The sequence below is a fragment of the Paenibacillus sp. Mc5Re-14 genome, assembly GCF_001049835.1.
Lineage (GTDB): Bacteria > Bacillota > Bacilli > Paenibacillales > Paenibacillaceae > Paenibacillus > Paenibacillus polymyxa_C.
Genome location: NZ_CVPD01000001.1, coordinates 1,480,385 through 1,497,348 on the forward strand (window position 1 = coordinate 1,480,385; position 16,964 = coordinate 1,497,348).

Genomic DNA, 16,964 nt, shown 5'->3' on the forward strand with positions numbered 1-16,964 from the left:
TACCGTCTCCTCCTGTTAGCTAAATACCAGCATCTGCTTCCATGTACTCAAGTTCTCATTATCACAGGTCAGCAGTGTCAGCAATACACCTGCACATCCATCGAGCAGCCCAACTTTATCGAGAGATAACGGATCATCGACGCTTCCCTCAAGGTCTATAAAAGGTACTCCCTCACCAGTATTTCGATATGATAACAAACGATGCAAAAATTCATCCTTAAACGGCATGGCTGCCGCACGGCTGAAATGGTGCTGAATCAGGACCAAGCCTGCATAGCCGTGACAGATCGTCGGTGAAATTACCTTTCTTAGCGAATCTGGTCTGGAGTAGACGGTATTGAACAATTGCAGAGCCTGCTGCTGCAGCGCTTTGTCCTCCAGGGCCAATCCCAGCCGGAACATAGCCACAGAAGCTCCCGGTGTGCCGTAACACCATGCATCTCTGTGATAACCTGGATTCCGACTAGTCTCTGCGGATTCATCCGGTGTGAACATATTAGGTATGACAAGGGTGCCGTTCCACTCCCTGATACTTCCGTGTAGAAAAGTCTTGGCAACTTCCAGTACTTCTCTCAATCCAATTAACGGGTAGCGGCGGAGATGTGCAACGGCCAGCAGATTAATGGCTCCTGTAATTCCGTGCGCCATGCCAAGATTATAATAAATGGTCTGTTCGGGAAGTTCCTCGAAATGTCTCAGCTTGCCTACAGCATCCGTAATCAGTTGAAGTATCTTAAGGAGCACTGCATCCAGCTTCCCAACGTATCTGTCCTGGCGTTCCTTAACCTCCATTAATGTAGCTGCAATCCCCGTCCAGCCTGAAATCAAATCCAAGTCGCTATCCTCAATCAAAGAGTCTTCCAATTTCCCTCTTGTCTCCTCATAGAACTCCCCGTAGCTGCTAAGAAACATATCCAGCGTCTGCGAGAGCACATTCGTATATCTTGTTGAACCTCTTGAACACTCGTTGAACAGATAAATAACGCCTGCTAATCCGGTATACAGTGACAATGAATGGAACGGTATATTACCGATTAAACGCACAATCTCCTGATTGTACTTGAAAGCAAGCGCAGCCCACCCTTCCCCCGGGTAAACTTCATCTAGCTTATCCAGAAGAAGGCTGATCCCGGGGTATCCTGAAGCCAGCGATATCAGCTCCATTTCAGGGTAATCATGCATGGCGTGCTTCTTGATTAGCAGGGTTACAGTATCTATATCTTTGTAAATTTCTGCGCTTTGCCTGACTATTTCAGATAAATTTCCCGGGACTTGTTTGACCGCCATAAGCTCCTCCTCAATAGGCAACATGATATTTGCTTACCTGTAGATAATCTTCCAAACTGTAGTAGCATAGGTGTAGGGCAAGCTCTTCTTTTTCCCGGTCCAGGCCGAACACTCTGTTGCAGAACATGTGCATGATGCTGAACATAATATCATCGTAGTAATTGGTTCTGTCGTCAGCTTCCCGGATAGCCGTGAAATATGCAGCGTATTGCCGCAACCTGTCGTCTTTATCGCTTGCTGGCAAGGATATGGAACGGGTCTGTTGAATCCTTTCGAATAGCGCTTCTTTGTGTTCCCGGTACTCCTGTCTGAATTTCTTCGGATCAATAATCGCAGCCATAGCCTTCAATTGATCTTCTGCCAGCGGATACGCGCAGTTCACAACCTCAAAAAGTCCGGTGCAGCAAAATAACATCTGATCGGTTGCATTAATTGACCTCTTGCCTGCATAATAGCCTGAAACTAGATAAGAATCGATAGCAAATAACCTCTCCGCTTGTTCAATGAAGGCTGCGCCGCCATACCGCAAAATTTCAGGCCGGTAAGGAACAACCGAATAGGAACTAACCAATCCGGACGAGGTTACAGTATTCAGAAAATCAAAAACATAGTTCAAGGCCGTGAAACGCTGATGCTCTACGCTTCCCGACATTTTGCACCTTAGCCTGATATGCGGCTCCTTATCTGCATACTGGACAAAAAAAACCTGGTCAATGAAGTACTCGGCGCTATTGTCCATGAATGTCTTAAATGCACTGCCCAGCAAATCGGTTAGCAGTTCCTGATTGTAATATACCTGCAGGGATATCCAATCCGAACCTGGATAATAAACGGCATTCACCGAAGAACTCAGCACTTTATTTAAGCTTTTATCGGTAGCCTGTGCAGACAATCTGTCTATCGGCAAGTACTGAAACATCGGGCTTTTGCAAAAAAATACGCACTCCTCCATATACCGGTTAACGGAAGCGAACAATTCTTTCTCCGTCTCCATAATAACAGCCGCCTTGCCTTCCGGATTCCGCGTATATTCTTTGTGCAAAAGCTTTCGATGATGATGGCGATCCAAATCCAGCAATAGCTTATTGTCCAGCTCCACCAAATATACATATCGCGGAATGTTATACTTTATGATCCAATCCTCCAAAAAGGCCAAAAACTGTTCTTCGCTCTGGAGCCGTTTATCCGCATATAATGTCCATTTTTTAGGGCAGATGATGATATTTTTATAGGTTACTCTCGGTGTAAAAGAAGAATCATAGAGATACTCCTCCAGATGGGACCATCCGGTCTGATACTGCAGATTAATATCATTCAGAAACCGGATCAGATAAGGCGCCAGCTCTGTATTGTACATACTGCTGAGTTTGGGAAATACCAGTTCGCCTGTTTCCCTGTGCTTTAGATAAAAGTATCCCGAATCCTCCACACCTACCAATAATTGGGAAATATCCAAATTCCGATTCTCGGGGAACGTGGCCATATCCATGGATTGATCCGGTGTTGGGCCTGCCGTCATAATATTAGTTATTTTGGGGCTGAATGGGTAAAATGAGATTTCAGCGGCGCTCTCCCCTGCTTTCTGATCCTTCGGGTTCCTGACAAAACGGAAGATTTCATCACGGCTATCTTTGTCAAACATGTAGGCAAATCTTCCGAAGCTCTGACACGCTTCCAATGATCCGGCTCTGTTGTTTAAATAAAACGTAACTTCACCTTGTTCATTCTCCATGCACGAATAATACAAATCGAACGAGACATGGACATTCTCCAGACTCAATTCAGACAGCTGTTGGATTTTGGCCTCGTCAAGCACGATATCCGAATGATTGGCAAGCGCTTCAGTCTGCCACTCAGCAATTAGCGCCTTGAGCTGTCGGAACCTGCCTTCATCCTTATGCCTGTGCTTATCTCCATTCTGGTAGTGGCTCTTGTACTCTTCAGGTTTGCCGAGCCCCAACGTCTTACTGAACAACTGCAATAAAGGCACTTCTTCATATACTCCGTACTTCTCAGTAAATTGCTGACGATAGTCGGAAAGTGTATCCTCTTTCCTGTACGTAGAAAGCATGCTCAATATTGAAGCTACTTGGGCCAACGCTTGCCTATCGCTGTCCGATAAGTGAATTTCATTTGCTTGATTCAGCCTTACGTCTATTTTGACCAAGTCGCCCTGATACTCGGGAAGGATAAGCTGGACTAGTTTTCGGACAGCCTCAATGCCTTCGCGTTTGACCGCAGCAACTGTGATGTCCTGAATGGCATGTCCAACTCTCTCCAAAATATCTGCGTAATATGCTGCCTTGGGAGCAGCGAGCATCTTTAGTGTACGGATCAGATGCTCCAAAGGAGCGCTATCCCGAGGATTGGGAATCATCTCACTTACCAAAAAGCCTTGTTCTATCAATTGCTGCAAAAAATCTGTGCTGATCGTGTCATCCACGCCGAAGGCATCTTTTATAGCTTGCATAAGCTGCAGAAAAGTCTGCTGCTCTTTATCAAGGATCTTCATGATGAAATCTATGACCGGGGTTTTGAGAATAGATATATTTTCAGTGCTTCGTTCCTCCTGATCTGCTGCAAACAGAGTCTGATAAGAGATGACGAGCCTGTGATGGTCAATGTAAGAGGTGTTATTTACACTCAGTCTCAATTCATTGCGGACATCCGCATCCCCATGGAAAAGCCCTATTAAGCGGTAAATTAGGCTATAATCCGGAGTTGCCCAGACGACATGTTCTCCGGCGCCTCCCGTGTTTCCAAATCGGGAAATGCCTACTCCCGCGAACAGTCCAAACGGTGTTGGTCTACAAATTGCCCGCGAAATGAACTTGCTTAGACTAAGGATAAGATTCCGCTTTTTTTTGGACTTCAATGTTCTGCCTTGTTCCAGGCTTTGCAGTGCAGCGTAGGTCGAGGGGCTGGAGACATAAATGGAATCCATCAACCCCTGCTTCTGAACGAACCGTACAAGTCTGTCAAGATATTCATCATCGTCTAGTTGTTCATGATCAAATATCCGCGCATAATACTCCATGCCAAGCAACGTCTTCCGGTACATGTAATTTTCCGAGATTTCAAAGTTTTCCAACATGCAATCAACCTCTCATCTGTCTTAAAGCACGAATTGAACCGGCAAGGCTTACTTCATAATAATTCCGCTGAACATCAATCGGTCTCGCGCCTTGACGGAGCAGACACTCCATTTCTGTGCGCCCGGCATTCATCCCCTGCGCGATAAGCTCTCCGCTAAGAGAGGCAACAACTCCGCTGAATAAGGCGCTGGCAATACTCGTACCGATACCTACTGTGTATGCTTTGTCAAATCCCAGCACTTCGTATAAATAATCCTCTGTGTCGAAGCTTGATTTGGCAACCATTACCCAATCATTGTTGTAATTGATTTCATACTCATCACCACTCGGCGCAAAAAATTGGCCGCTGAGCGTATTACTGAACCCGGAGATATCCCCGTTCTTATTAGTTGATCCAATTGGGTATACTCCCTTTAAATTCGCAGGCACTCTGTACTCCTGCGTAATATCGCGTCCATCGTTTCCTGCGGAACAGACTACCCAGATGCCTTGCGCATTAGCGCAGTCAACCAAAGCCTGAAACCGATTGAACTCGAATAAGTCGACCTCATATTCTGTACGATAGCTGATGTTGATAATTGGATATCCTTTAGCAATACCCTCTTCCAGCGCTCTATACAACCATTCAAGCTTGCTTATTCCTTTTTTGTCCGTAATTTTGTAGACAACAACCCGAGCGAAAGGGCATATCCCCTTCAATATATATTTGCCGGTAACAGAGCTAACCATTTTTGTACCATGCCCGACGTAATCGCTTAGACAAGGCTCATAAGGTACAAATGACTTGCATTCTGCCTCAACTAGATTACCTTGGATCTCTGAGTGGGATTTATCGACGCCTGTATCAATAAACAGGATAGTAAGCGGCTGACCAACAGTTGCACCACAACTAAAATGATCGGTCAGCCGGGCTACATGCCAATTGTATATATTAGGTTTTATCATGCAATCTCCATAATGTAAGTAGGGGTAGCCCATTTCACTACCCCTGACTTACGAATCGCTTATGAATTATTTACAATTGGAACAAGAACCGGTACAGATACAGGTAAGAGTTTTACATACTGCTTTGGATACCTTAATGGTTGTCTTGATGATTGAAGCTTGTGGGCTAAGCTCACTGGCCTCATAGCTCTTTCTTAAATCAAGGTCAAACATTTGATCTACTTTCATTTTCCTCTTCCTCTCTGAATTAAATTCTAATAAACATGATTTCAGTGGTACCCCTTAATCATGTTTATTGTGAGTGACTGTATGTCATATCTTGCTGTCGATGAATAAAGAATATATCTAATTCTCCCGTTTTTTAAACTTTATTCCTAAAAGGTATTCCAAACCTCCTAAATTGCAGTCATTTTGCTTCCCATGCGGCATGACAAAAAAAATACCGACACAGAGCGGAACGATTGACGCTTAGAGCATGACGTATGCTTGCAAGAATCCGGTATGTTCCTATACAGGTGTCTCGTATAAGTCGGCTGAAGAAGAGATGCTTAGCAAAAAGCGCTCGCCCTATGTTTACGATACGCTGGATCTTGTGGACGAACTGCGATTTTTTTCAAACAGGACATGACTGTAAAGGAATTGACCGACGCACTACGTGTACACGGCATCTCATAAGTTGACCCGTTTGAGGCAGCTCTTGCTGAAATGGAGAATAGGCTTGGTGTTTCCTTCTCTGATTACTTGGGTTTTTCAAGAGGATCCTGAAGAAACAAATAAGGTCGAAGAACGGAACATGAACCGTGAGACTTTTAAAATTCTCACGAATATAAGCTATAATCGACAATTAATTAGCCATAACCTTATGAATTGTGGCTTATTGATTTGTCAGGAGTGAAATTAACCTATGAATTATGGCAAAGATGTATTCAATGTTTATGTCTACCATATCGCCAATTCACTTTTGTAACTTCGATTAATGAGGCTGGATCTTACATATAAATGAGTCGAATCTCTTTGACCCGATCCCCATCTTTTTATCCGAATATCCCCATGCTCAGATAACGCTCTCCGGTATCCGGGGCAATGCAGAGTACCCGTTTGCCTGCTCCCAAACGCCGGGCTTCCTGAAGGGCCGTCCATATTGTAGCCCCGCTGGAGGGCCCGACAAGAATTCCCTCCTGTGCAGCAATCGCCCGTGTCATCGCAATCGCATCCTCATCGGAAACCTGTATGATTTCATCATATACTTCCGTATTCAGCACGGTGGGAACAAAGCCCGGACTCGTTCCCACCAGCTTATGCGGACCGGGTTTTCCCCCAGACAGTACGGGCGAACCTTTGGGCTCGACCACAACAATCCGCAGATCCGGCAAATGCTGGCGCAGCACTTCACCTGTACCCGTAATGGTACCACCCGTTCCCGAAGAAGCGACGAACACATCCAACCGCCCCTCCGTCTGCTCCAAAATTTCAAGTGCCGTGGTTGTACGATGGATATCAGGATTTGCTTCATTTTCAAACTGATGCGGGATAAAACTCCCTTCAATTTCTGCCCCCAGTTCGAGAGCTTTACGAATCGCTCCTGGCATCCGTTCTTCCGCTGGTGTCAGTACGACCTCAGCCCCATAGGCTTTTAAAATATTGATCCGTTCCTTCGTCATATTCGAAGGCATTACCAAAATCGCACGGTAACCTCGAGCTGCCGCATTCATCGCAAGACCAATCCCCGTGTTGCCACTGGTTGGCTCAATAATGGTGCCTCCCGGCTTGAGATGTCCCGCCTTTTCCGCCTCGGCAATCAGATTGCCCGCCGCCCGATCTTTAACACTGCCGCTTGGATTAAAATACTCCAGCTTCACATACACTTCCGCATCCTGCGGTCCTGTGAGCCGTTGCAGCCGCACACAAGGCGTATCTCCGATTAAGTCCGTAATACTATGTACCACTTTAAGTGTCATTGTTATATCCTCCCCGGATCATTCCTTCAACGTCATTTCCTATCTTCATATCATACTACCAAAATAACATAATTGGCTCCTTCCAACCTGTCGCTTTTGTAAATTACACAAACCTTATCAACTTAGTATGTAAAATTCTTGCAAAATGGGTCGCCAGATGTTGCCTGGAATGATATACTCGCATTACTATTTTTTCAGGAGGATACAAGAAACTTATGAGTACTCAAGAAAATATGACAGCTAATCGCTTCCCCCCCTCCTTGCTATGGTTAACCCTTGGTGCCTTCGCCATCGGCATGACCGAATTCGTCATTATGGGACTTCTCCCCAATGTAGCCCATGATCTTCAAGTTACGATTCCGCAAGCCGGGCAATTAATCACCAGTTACGCGCTTGGTGTGGCCATTGGCGCACCTGTGCTTACTGTATTAACCCATAAAGTTCCGCAAAAAAAGCTGTTGTGTCTGCTGATGTCTATATTCATTTTAGGCAATCTTTTTTCCGTCATTGCTCCTAACTACGAACTGCTGATTGCGGCCCGTATGGCTACTGCGTTATCGCACGGAACCTTCTTGGGAGCAGGTTCCCTGATCGCTGCCCGGCTGGTTCGTGCTGATAAGCGGGCAGGAGCCATCTCTATGGTGCTGACCGGATTGACCGTGGCGAATATTATTGGCGTGCCCTTTGGCACCTTTATCGGGCAGCAGCTCGGCTGGCGCGCTTCCTTTGGAGCCATTGTTGTGATCGGCTTGATTTCTCTCTTCGGTATTATTCGTTATATTCCGGTGATTCAGCAGGACAAGCCTTCCAGTCTCAAGCAAGAAGTCAAAAGCCTGTTTAATCCAAAAGTGCTGCTGATGCTGCTCACAGGTGCAGTCGGCTGTGGTAGCCTGTTCACTGTCTTTACGTACATTACGCCTTTGCTTACAGACATTAGCGGCTTTGCCGAACACAGCATTACCTGGATTCTTGTCCTGTTCGGCCTAGGCGTCACAATTGGGAACATCGTTGGCGGCAAGCTCGCAGATTGGAAGCTGCTTCCCTCCTTGATTGCAAACTATGCTGTACTGGCCATTATTCTGGCCATTCTGACGTTTACACTTCAAAGCCAGGTACTGGCCGTTATCACTGTATTCATCTGGGGAATTGCTGCATTCGGCATCATGCCGGGTATTCAGGTTCGCATCATGAATCTGGCCTATGAGGCTCCTTTGCTAGCCTCTACCTCCAGCCATTCCGCATTGAATCTGGGTAACGCAGGTGGTGCTTTTATCGGGGGAGTCGTGATTAACCAAATGGGGCTGTCCGCTATTCCATGGGTTGCATCACTCATTACTGTCGGCGGTCTGCTGCTGATGCTGGTCAGCTACATGATGGATCGCAAGACGGCTCATACTGAAACAGCAACACAATCATAGAATCATTCAGTTGTTGGACAGTGCACAGCTACCAACCGGACCGCAGCAATAAATAACGGCATATCTCTAAAAATAGCAAGTTGGACGTAAACGAATGGTTCATTTTTCATAGATTGAGAGAATATTGTCCAATCTCTCCTTCTAAATTCCTCATAGTATGACAGTGCAATACCAATTTATGAGGAAAGAAGTGTTTATGATGAGCCTTTTTTTTAGAAACAACACGAGTAATACCATTTATGCTGCCTATGCCTATCCTAGTTCCGACTGTCATCCAACCAATTATTCTAAAAGGGGTTGGTATCGGATAGAACCTGGTGATACGAGAGAAGTATGGAGCGGTTCTGTAGGGGGAACCACATTCTACTATTATGCTGAAGATCACTCCAATAGGTGGCGTGGTACGTACCGCACACGGCTTCCGAGAAATACTAGCCATGATTTTCATTGGTGTTGGAACGATAGCAGAGGATCATCCAGACGAGTGGGGATGCGCCGACTTGCCATTGATTCATCTGTAGACAATTACACTGTTGAGTTCAGCAGAACCAACCAAAGCTTACTGTCAACAAAGACAACTCGTAGAGCGTTACCTTCCAAATCGGAGGACTCCGGCATTAACAGAATTCCGAGAAGACCGACTCGATTTAAAAAAGGAACCCCAGTTCCAGTAAAGTCCAAACGATAAGCCAAAGAATTCGCCAATAAAAGACGCAACCTGGTTGCAAACACTACAAAGCCCCTTTAATAAAACACAATGAACCGTAACCCGCAAGATGGACATTTTGGAAAAAAGTAACTCCCTTGCGGGTTATTTTTGTTTTCATTTGGGCTCATATACGCGTATTACAACCACAGTATTTTGTCTCGGCGTTCAGCTTAACCAACCATCGAAAAAATCCCTATATCCCTGCTTCATCACCTGACTTGAAAACTGTTCCATGGCGTATGTCTGGTTTTCTGTAGAAACCCGGCGAGGTGAAGCCGCAGCCATATTGACCAGCTCAAACCAGTTTTTCTCATTCCCTGAAAAAGAATGCGTAGAGCTGATATGTCCATAGCAAGGATGCTCTGGCTTCACGACGATTTTACCCATAGCGAGCGCTTCGGTCAGCGGCATCGCGAACGTGTCGAATTTGGAGCAGCTCCAATACACCTTCGCCGTGTTCATCAGTGCAAACACCTCGTCTTGCGTTAGCGCAAATTGAAGTTTTACATTGTCCGGGATGTCGTACTTCTTCATGCTTTCCTTGTAGCGTTCACCGCCAAATACCATATAGACATCCTTATCAGGATTATGCCGCGCATACTCCAGTACCAGATCCGGACGCCGATTCTCTTCATCTCTACCAATCCACATCACCCGGTTCTCCACCACTTGTGAGGGATCAAAATGCTTTTCCACCAACCGCTCATTAAATCCGATCGGGATGACTGTCACATCGGTTACGCCAAACTTCGAGGCCATCTCCTGCTTGAGAAAGGCAGTCTGTACGATAGCCTTGTCCACGATCTGATAAAAAGGCTTCATCATCTCATAGCCTGTCAGTGCCGGGTCTGGAAAACTATGTGGAAAAAGCACGCTGTTTTTAAAAAACATATTCAAATAGGTAAAGCCAGATACCGTATAAATAACGTGCTCAATCTGCTGCTCGTGCAGTTGATCCAGTACGATGTCATAATTGACCAGGTCACCCTTTTCGTGTTCATAGCCCGGAAGCCAGTCATGACTGCTTACATGGCGCTCCGGTGATACAAATACGATATCCACCCCCAGTTCCAATCCAATCTGCTTCAGACGTTCTGCAAAAATACGAGGACCCTGCGCTTCAGCAAATTGTATTTTTCTCATGACTAAACCGACTTTTTTCATGGATTTATTTCCCTACCTTCTTTGGCTAACTATATAGAATCTATGCCTTAAGCCCACTAAAACCACTGCTTACATGGTTGGGCTTGTTCCCAATCCATCATCGCTATACATTGGTTTAAACAAGCTAACGTTTCATCCAATTGGGACTCTAATTGCTCTTTTGACCATTTGTTGCTATTTCTATGCAGCTCCGTTTCAATCCTTTGCAAATCACTTGTGATTAGCAATAGCATCCAAAGCGAAAATACCACAGCAAACATACCATATTCCTGTATAAATGCCGTTCGATCTACCTGTATCCCCAACAGCTCCAGCTGTTCCAGATAGGTGTCTAGCATACGAATACGCAATTCAGACGTCATGTGTCGGGGGAATAACGGATGGGACATGTCGATCAGGTGATATACATCCCACAGCGGTGTGTTTAGATGAGCATGCTCCCAATCCAATACCCTTAACCGTTCCCCACTCAGCGCATAGTTCCCCGGATGAAGATCACCATGAGACAGTACAAGCTGGTGTGAAAAAGATAGATGCTCCAGTTGTACATAAATACGCTGCATGTGTTGCTTGGAAAAACCGAGTGAGCTGCAAAGCTCTAATATATCTGGCTTGCGTATGTGCAGTTCAGAAACCATCTCCTGAATGAGCGGCTTCGGTCCCCGCAATGGCATTCCTGCAAAATAATCCAGTGGCAAAGCATGCCACCTTGCAACAAGTCCTACAGCTTCCAATAGGGTTTTGTCTGCGTGAACATGATGTAACGGACCAAGGTCCTCAAATACCATCCATTCTCCTCCGTCATCTGCGTCTGCATCAGACCAAGCTAGCAATTGGGGATAGATGGGTGGTAATGCGGGAAGCACATGCTCGTACACCCATCTCTCGTGCCCCTTCTGATCGTCATTGGTTAGTGGTTTAAATATATAACTTTCAGAGGAGGACACGTAAAAACGTTCCACATGCCGGCCATTCGTACCTGTATATAAAATTTCACGATCGCGCACCAGCGTATCATTCAAAGTACCGTCTACATTCACATATTGATGAAATAGATTCATAGCCACCCAACTTCTTTTGTATAAATGTAATAGCACGATCATAACATAGTCCTTGTTCTGAACGAAGCCCAGATCATCTTTTGGGTAACTCAACGTACCAAAAAGGGGCTTGTCCTATCAGATCATACGACCCGTTGGACAGCCCCTTTTCCTATCCGTACTCCTATCCTACGCTAACGATTAGTATTTAGTATTGCCGGACTCGCTCGTGTTGCTAGATTTAAAGCCTTTGAACAATTGTTTTACATTATGATAACGAGTATTCGTAATTTTAGCTTTGCTGTTAGGACCGTCGGATCTCAGGATCGAATCCTTCACGTTGGAAATATCCGAGTTATCCAAAGTCATATTCACTCTAAAAGTAGAGCCCCCAAGTTGGCGAACCAGCTTACCGATATCATCGGCTCTAAAGTTTTTAATGTTAATTGTGCCTTCGGCATTGATTTGGAACACTTTATCATATGCATGGTATGCTCCACCGCCTGTAATATTCACTGTGCCTGGTTCTTTAAGCGTCAATGCATCTTCACCGACATCCTCCCACGTTACGTTGGAAATGGTGCCATTGCCATATACATGCACACCATCCGCAGCAGGCGCGGCGATGATCACATTTTTCAGCGTTGCATTATTTTCAAGCTTGAAGATAGGCTTTTGAGCCTCTTTTTGGCTTCCATCTCCCAAGGTATCGGGGTCAGCCACTACGGTCTTGCCTTTACCATCGTATACTTCTCCGGCTTTTACAAGTATGGTCTTATGAACGACCTCTGGAGCTGCATGAGCAGAATAATTGCCGACAAATAATGCGATCAACATACCGGATAAAGCAATACTCATTCCCTTTTTCAATACTTTAGCTGTGTTTGTTTTCATTTCAATTCATCCCTCTCGTAGATTGTTTTTTATTCTTATCTCCAATTCTCCGTTGACTAGAGCGCAAGCGCGTAGACCGTATCACCACCTTCGTACAATGAACCCATTGACCGACACATGTCCGTAAAGTGATATTTAACTATTTGCATATGTATACTTGGTTTTTGGTTCAAAGTAGCTCCATTATTATAAATTCAATCAATCACAAATTGTAAATAGAGCGATTACATTTACAATTTGCATAATTCTATTATATTCCTACTTCCAATAATTTCAATACGTTTTTCGGCAAAATATGTCCTTTTTTTCAATTAAGTACACAAAATTGCCTCTTTTATACTTGTACAAGTTTGTTATTCTTCAATTTACGCATTAAATAATACTTGAATACCTAGTTTCGTTTGCCTCTTTTATCGTATACCTCATTGCTGATGTGCTCTATACTATTGAATGACACGATTGATGAACGTATAATGTATTTAGTGCTTTGAAGCGTTACATCTCAACATTACTGGTGAGAAAAGAGTGGTTATCGTGCAAAACAATAGTGAGATTCCATTAAAAGAACAAAATATTGTGCTCATCGGCTTTATGGGCGTAGGCAAAACAACGATCGGTTCCCATCTAGCGCGCAAACTGTATCGCGATTTTGTCGATATTGATCAGGAGATTGAACAAGAGTACAACATGCCTACAACAGAAATTTTCAAAACTTACGGAGAGAAGCGTTTCCGCGAGATTGAAAAAGAACATATTTTGAAGTTGTGCAGCAATACACGCCTCAAAATCATTTCTGTTGGCGGTGGTGCGTTTTTACAGGAAGAGGTGAAGCAGGCTTGTTTGGCTTCCTCCATTGTGTTCTTCTTGGATTTAAATTGGGATTCCTGGAAAGATCGGCTCAAGATGCTGATTGACACCCGCCCTAATCTGCAAAACAAGACGCTGGAGGAAATTGAAAATCTTTTCCGTTCCAGACAGGACATTTACGCGGTGAATCACTCCAAGATCGATACCGATCAGTTAGATGCGGAAGAAGTCGCAGACTATATTATTCAAACGCTGAATCTGGGTTGGGAATTGTACGAATCTACTCGGGGATTGAATTAAGCGTTACAAAAAGGAGGGCCCCAGCATGCTTATCGCTTGGGGTCCTCCTTTTGTGTTCATTGCGGATAACTTGCTCACTAGCGAGCAATACCTGCGTCTTTTAAGAATGGCTATGCAGCACCTGCAATATTTCTCTCAGTTCAGTGACAGGAATCTGTCCCGGCGCGGAAGCTTTCTTAGCAGCACCAAAAGTCAACGCTGAACCAAAGAGTTCTCCGGTCAGACGGCTCACGACACCTTTTCCCGCCATCGACATCGTGATAATCGGCCGATCCGCATACTCTTCTGCCATGGTGCGTGTGGCGTCCAGCAAGGTCAGTACATCGGCTGTATTGGTTGGCATCACCGCTATTTTAGGCAGATCGCCGCCCAATTCCTGTGCCTTACGCAACCGGGACACAATTTCCTCTTTCGATGGTGTCTTTCGGAAATCATGGTTAGAAATGATCACATATACGTTTTGCTTGTGTGCTGCTTCTACCAGTGTCTTCACATCAGCTTCCTCATTAAAAAGCTCTACATCAATAAGTTCGACTTGCCCCGTTGCGGCTATTGTACGATTCAATTCCACATAACTTGCCGCACTGATTTCCTTTTCTCCACCTTCTCGGGCGCTACGGAACGTAAATACGAGTGGAATATTGGCTAAAATAGACCGAATTTCATGTAAGGCAGCCTTTACCTTTTCCAGATCTTCCACATGCTCGAAAAAATCGACTCTCCACTCTACGATATCCAGGTCGAGTGTTCGTAAATGGGTAGCCTCTTCCTTCAACTGCTCCAACGTTTCTCCCACCATGGGAACACATATTTTAGGCGCTCCTTCACCGATCCGTACATCTTTTATCTTTACGATTTTTCCCATATCTATCTCACTCCCCAATTACAGTTTTAAGTCGAACATTCACAATAATTCATAGTATAACGCATTATGAATAAGCATGCAGACGATTAGGTTCAGTCGCTAGTTATTTCGTATCCAGTACGATTTGAGGAGACAATTCTCGTTTTGCAGGAAAAACGGCACTGTAGCGAAAATTAACAAATACCGCCAGTGCGATTCCAAGTACATTCACGATAATAGCCAGCATAAACACACTGGAAATCTGAGAATGCTTCAAAAGAAAGCCTGTAAACACGGGAATGAGCGTATAGGACAGCGAAGTTGCGGTATAAATAAACCCGGTAATCTGTCCTTTTCGTTGACTAAAAAATTCACTCATTACGGTTAACGTCAGCTGAAGTACACCCGATATTGAAAACCCGATGACACTCGCACAGATAATGGCGGCAGCCCCAGATTTGAAAAGAAGAAGCGCTCCAAAAGCCAACAAGGAAATGCAAGGATAAATAAGGATGATATGAACAGGTTTAACCCATTTTCTCAATACAATGACCAATACAAACACGGAAACCAGCGAACCCATATTGTAATAAACTAATAGCCTGAGAGACTCTGATTCCGTCATGCCGATAAACTGTTGCCCAAAAGTAGGCAGCCATAACTGCACAATATACAGCAAGGTAGGTCCTGTAAATCCAAGCAAGATAAGACACACACCTTCCTGCCAAAACCGCGGTTTACTCGGATCATTTGCCTTTAAATTCCCCGTCTGCTTGGCGCTAGAAACAGAAGTACCGCCACTTTGCCCCTTGGCGGGCTGTACGCGCATGTCTGGAAACTTCATTCTGAACAAGTAGATCGCATTCAATGCAAATATCAGTGCTGGTATAAAGAAAGAGAACCCGTAAAAAATATCGTGATTCATAAAAAAGATAATCATTAGCGGTAAAAATGCCGCCCCAATGGATATAAAACCTCTCACCAACACTGTAGCCGAACCAGAGGATTGGGGAAAAGCCTCGATCAGAGCTGGATAAGTACCTGAATCAAGAAAAGAATTCGCTACACCTGCCAGCACAGCCAGTACCATCGCCATCTCAAAGGTGGGACTCAGCGGTATACCGACCAAGAATACGGCCATCAGCAGCCCTGCGGCCACAATAAACGGTTTGCGACCATAGCGGTCGGAGAGCACTCCGGATATATACAGCGTAAACAGTCTGCCAAACCCCATCGCGGAAACCAAGAGACTGATGCCTGCCTGATCTGTATGCAAATGCTCTGTTAAAAAGGACATGTGTGACGCCAGCATAATATTAAACATGCCGAACAAAAGATAGTTCACATAAAGACCTGTCGCCACTGGAATAGAAGAACGTTTCATCATGAATTCACCTGCTATTGTAAGTAAGTCTTGTAGTATCAAAACGTGAATCATTTCACATTGCTTGTGTCGATGATGAAGTATAGAACACAATTTAAAATTTATCAAGTTTAAAAATTGCGAGACTCCGGCTTAGACACGCTGATGCGTTTTCAGATAAAACTCCTTGCCATAACTTAGGGCAAAGTTCCGAAACTCTACTACTGCCGGGGATAAGTATCTATTTTTAATGCTGGCTAGATAGATAAAACGCTCGTATTCTGGATTTACAATAGGCAATGTTTTGACGTTAAAATAATCTAACGATGAAATGCGAGGCATAACTCCGATCCCGTAATTGATAGACACCAGTCCTGCCATTGCCGTATCTTCTTCAATCTCGCAAATAATCTGTGGCGTAACGCCTGCCTTGGCGAACAAATTTTCAATAATGGGCCGAACCCCACTCTTTTTGTTGAAGAAGATCACCGGGTAATCCACTGTATCCTTAAGATCAATTTGGTCCAGAGAAGCCAGCGGATGATCAGGGGAAACAATGACCACCAGTTCCTGCTGAGCCAGCGGAATAAACTCCACTTCTGGTTCATTTTCCACGTGAGAGCAGAACGCCACGTCATAGTGTTCCTGCTTCAGACCTTGAATAATATCGTTCGTATTCCCTTGGTGAAACGAAAAGGAAATGTCTTTACGGGCATCTTGAGCTGAAAAAGCTTGGATTATTGCTGGAATGAAGTGTGAACCTAACGTGTAAATGAACGCCAAATCTATATTCCCATGGCTTGGACTCACTAATTCCCGTAAGTTATGCTCCCCCTTTTCCAATTCATCCATCGCGTGCTCCACATATTTCAGAAAAAATCGCCCGTATTTGTTTAGTCGAATATTTCTCCCCTGCTTTTCAAACAGATGAACACCCAAATCCTTTTCTAATTCTGAAATCGCATGACTTAAACTGGGTTGAGTGATACATAGCCGCGCAGCTGCCTGGGTAAAATGCTCCAGCTCTGCAAGTACACGAAAATATTGTAAGTGCTTCAGATTCATAAGAATGTACACTCCCTCTTTAATTCATATTTTAAATTATAGATTTAAACTATGAAAAACGATAAAAATATGCAT

At 44.6% G+C, this 16,964-nt stretch carries 15 protein-coding genes and 1 pseudogene; 4 read left to right on the plus strand and 12 right to left on the minus strand.

Annotated features, from left to right (window positions below):
- Positions 1-15: 15 nt before the first annotated feature.
- The 5 genes from BN1546_RS06720 to cysK form a co-directional block, all read right to left on the minus strand.
- Positions 16-1,287, minus strand: coding sequence for a lanthionine synthetase C family protein (locus BN1546_RS06720; protein ID WP_090736717.1), 1,272 nt, complete (start codon positions 1,285-1,287; stop codon positions 16-18).
- A gap of 10 nt (positions 1,288-1,297) precedes the next feature.
- Entirely contained in the window at positions 1,298-4,381 is a 3,084-nt protein-coding gene (locus tag BN1546_RS06725) for a lantibiotic dehydratase (RefSeq protein WP_090736720.1), read from the minus strand.
- A gap of 4 nt (positions 4,382-4,385) precedes the next feature.
- On the minus strand, positions 4,386-5,327 hold the full coding sequence (locus BN1546_RS06730) for a S8 family peptidase (RefSeq protein WP_240664123.1): 942 nt from the start codon (positions 5,325-5,327) through the stop codon (positions 4,386-4,388).
- A 66-nt stretch (positions 5,328-5,393) separates the two neighbouring features.
- Entirely contained in the window at positions 5,394-5,555 is a 162-nt protein-coding gene (locus BN1546_RS27585) for an epilancin family lantibiotic (protein ID WP_080561132.1), read from the minus strand.
- Between the two features lie 806 nt (positions 5,556-6,361).
- A complete protein-coding gene (cysK, locus tag BN1546_RS06740; RefSeq protein ID WP_058828983.1) occupies positions 6,362-7,285 on the minus strand; it encodes a cysteine synthase A in 924 nt (307 codons plus the stop codon).
- 215 nt (positions 7,286-7,500) lie between these two features.
- On the opposite strand from cysK, the gene BN1546_RS06745 reads away from it, so the two are divergent.
- From BN1546_RS06745 to BN1546_RS27755, 3 genes and pseudogenes are all read left to right on the plus strand, one after another.
- The gene (locus BN1546_RS06745; protein ID WP_058828982.1) at positions 7,501-8,703 is read left to right on the plus strand and encodes an MFS transporter; all 1,203 of its coding nucleotides are present in this window, start codon (positions 7,501-7,503) and stop codon (positions 8,701-8,703) included.
- Positions 8,704-8,902: 199 nt separating this feature from the next.
- Positions 8,903-9,052 (plus strand): annotated as a pseudogene (locus BN1546_RS28475) (DUF1036 domain-containing protein); the annotation flags it as partial.
- A gap of 22 nt (positions 9,053-9,074) precedes the next feature.
- Positions 9,075-9,224, plus strand: coding sequence for a hypothetical protein (locus tag BN1546_RS27755; protein ID WP_225683814.1), 150 nt, complete (start codon positions 9,075-9,077; stop codon positions 9,222-9,224).
- A 4-nt stretch (positions 9,225-9,228) separates the two neighbouring features.
- Here the strand turns inward: BN1546_RS27755 and BN1546_RS27760 are convergent, their stop codons facing one another.
- The 4 genes from BN1546_RS27760 to BN1546_RS06765 all read right to left on the minus strand — a co-directional run bounded on the left by BN1546_RS27760 (position 9,229) and on the right by BN1546_RS06765 (position 12,510).
- A complete protein-coding gene (locus tag BN1546_RS27760; protein ID WP_040102060.1) occupies positions 9,229-9,435 on the minus strand; it encodes a hypothetical protein in 207 nt (68 codons plus the stop codon).
- A 142-nt stretch (positions 9,436-9,577) separates the two neighbouring features.
- Positions 9,578-10,576, minus strand: a complete 999-nt coding sequence (locus BN1546_RS06755; protein ID WP_090736727.1) for a glycosyltransferase — start codon at positions 10,574-10,576, stop codon at positions 9,578-9,580.
- A 56-nt stretch (positions 10,577-10,632) separates the two neighbouring features.
- Positions 10,633-11,637 (minus strand): aminoglycoside phosphotransferase family protein, encoded by a 1,005-nt coding sequence (locus tag BN1546_RS06760; protein WP_090736730.1) that lies wholly within the window; start codon positions 11,635-11,637, stop codon positions 10,633-10,635.
- 180 nt (positions 11,638-11,817) lie between these two features.
- Positions 11,818-12,510 (minus strand): pectate lyase, encoded by a 693-nt coding sequence (locus BN1546_RS06765; protein ID WP_013369567.1) that lies wholly within the window; start codon positions 12,508-12,510, stop codon positions 11,818-11,820.
- Positions 12,511-13,044: 534 nt separating this feature from the next.
- Between BN1546_RS06765 and BN1546_RS06770 the strand changes: the two genes are divergently transcribed.
- Positions 13,045-13,617, plus strand: coding sequence for a shikimate kinase (locus BN1546_RS06770; RefSeq protein ID WP_090736733.1), 573 nt, complete (start codon positions 13,045-13,047; stop codon positions 13,615-13,617).
- A 100-nt stretch (positions 13,618-13,717) separates the two neighbouring features.
- On the opposite strand, the gene aroD is transcribed toward BN1546_RS06770, so the two are convergent.
- The 3 genes from aroD to BN1546_RS06785 form a co-directional block, all read right to left on the minus strand.
- Positions 13,718-14,482, minus strand: a complete 765-nt coding sequence (gene aroD, locus BN1546_RS06775) for a type I 3-dehydroquinate dehydratase (RefSeq protein WP_090736736.1) — start codon at positions 14,480-14,482, stop codon at positions 13,718-13,720.
- Between the two features lie 103 nt (positions 14,483-14,585).
- The gene (locus tag BN1546_RS06780; protein ID WP_090736738.1) at positions 14,586-15,848 is read right to left on the minus strand and encodes an MFS transporter; all 1,263 of its coding nucleotides are present in this window, start codon (positions 15,846-15,848) and stop codon (positions 14,586-14,588) included.
- A 129-nt stretch (positions 15,849-15,977) separates the two neighbouring features.
- Positions 15,978-16,889 (minus strand): LysR family transcriptional regulator, encoded by a 912-nt coding sequence (locus tag BN1546_RS06785; RefSeq protein WP_040102064.1) that lies wholly within the window; start codon positions 16,887-16,889, stop codon positions 15,978-15,980.
- Between the last annotated feature and the right edge of the window lie 75 nt (positions 16,890-16,964).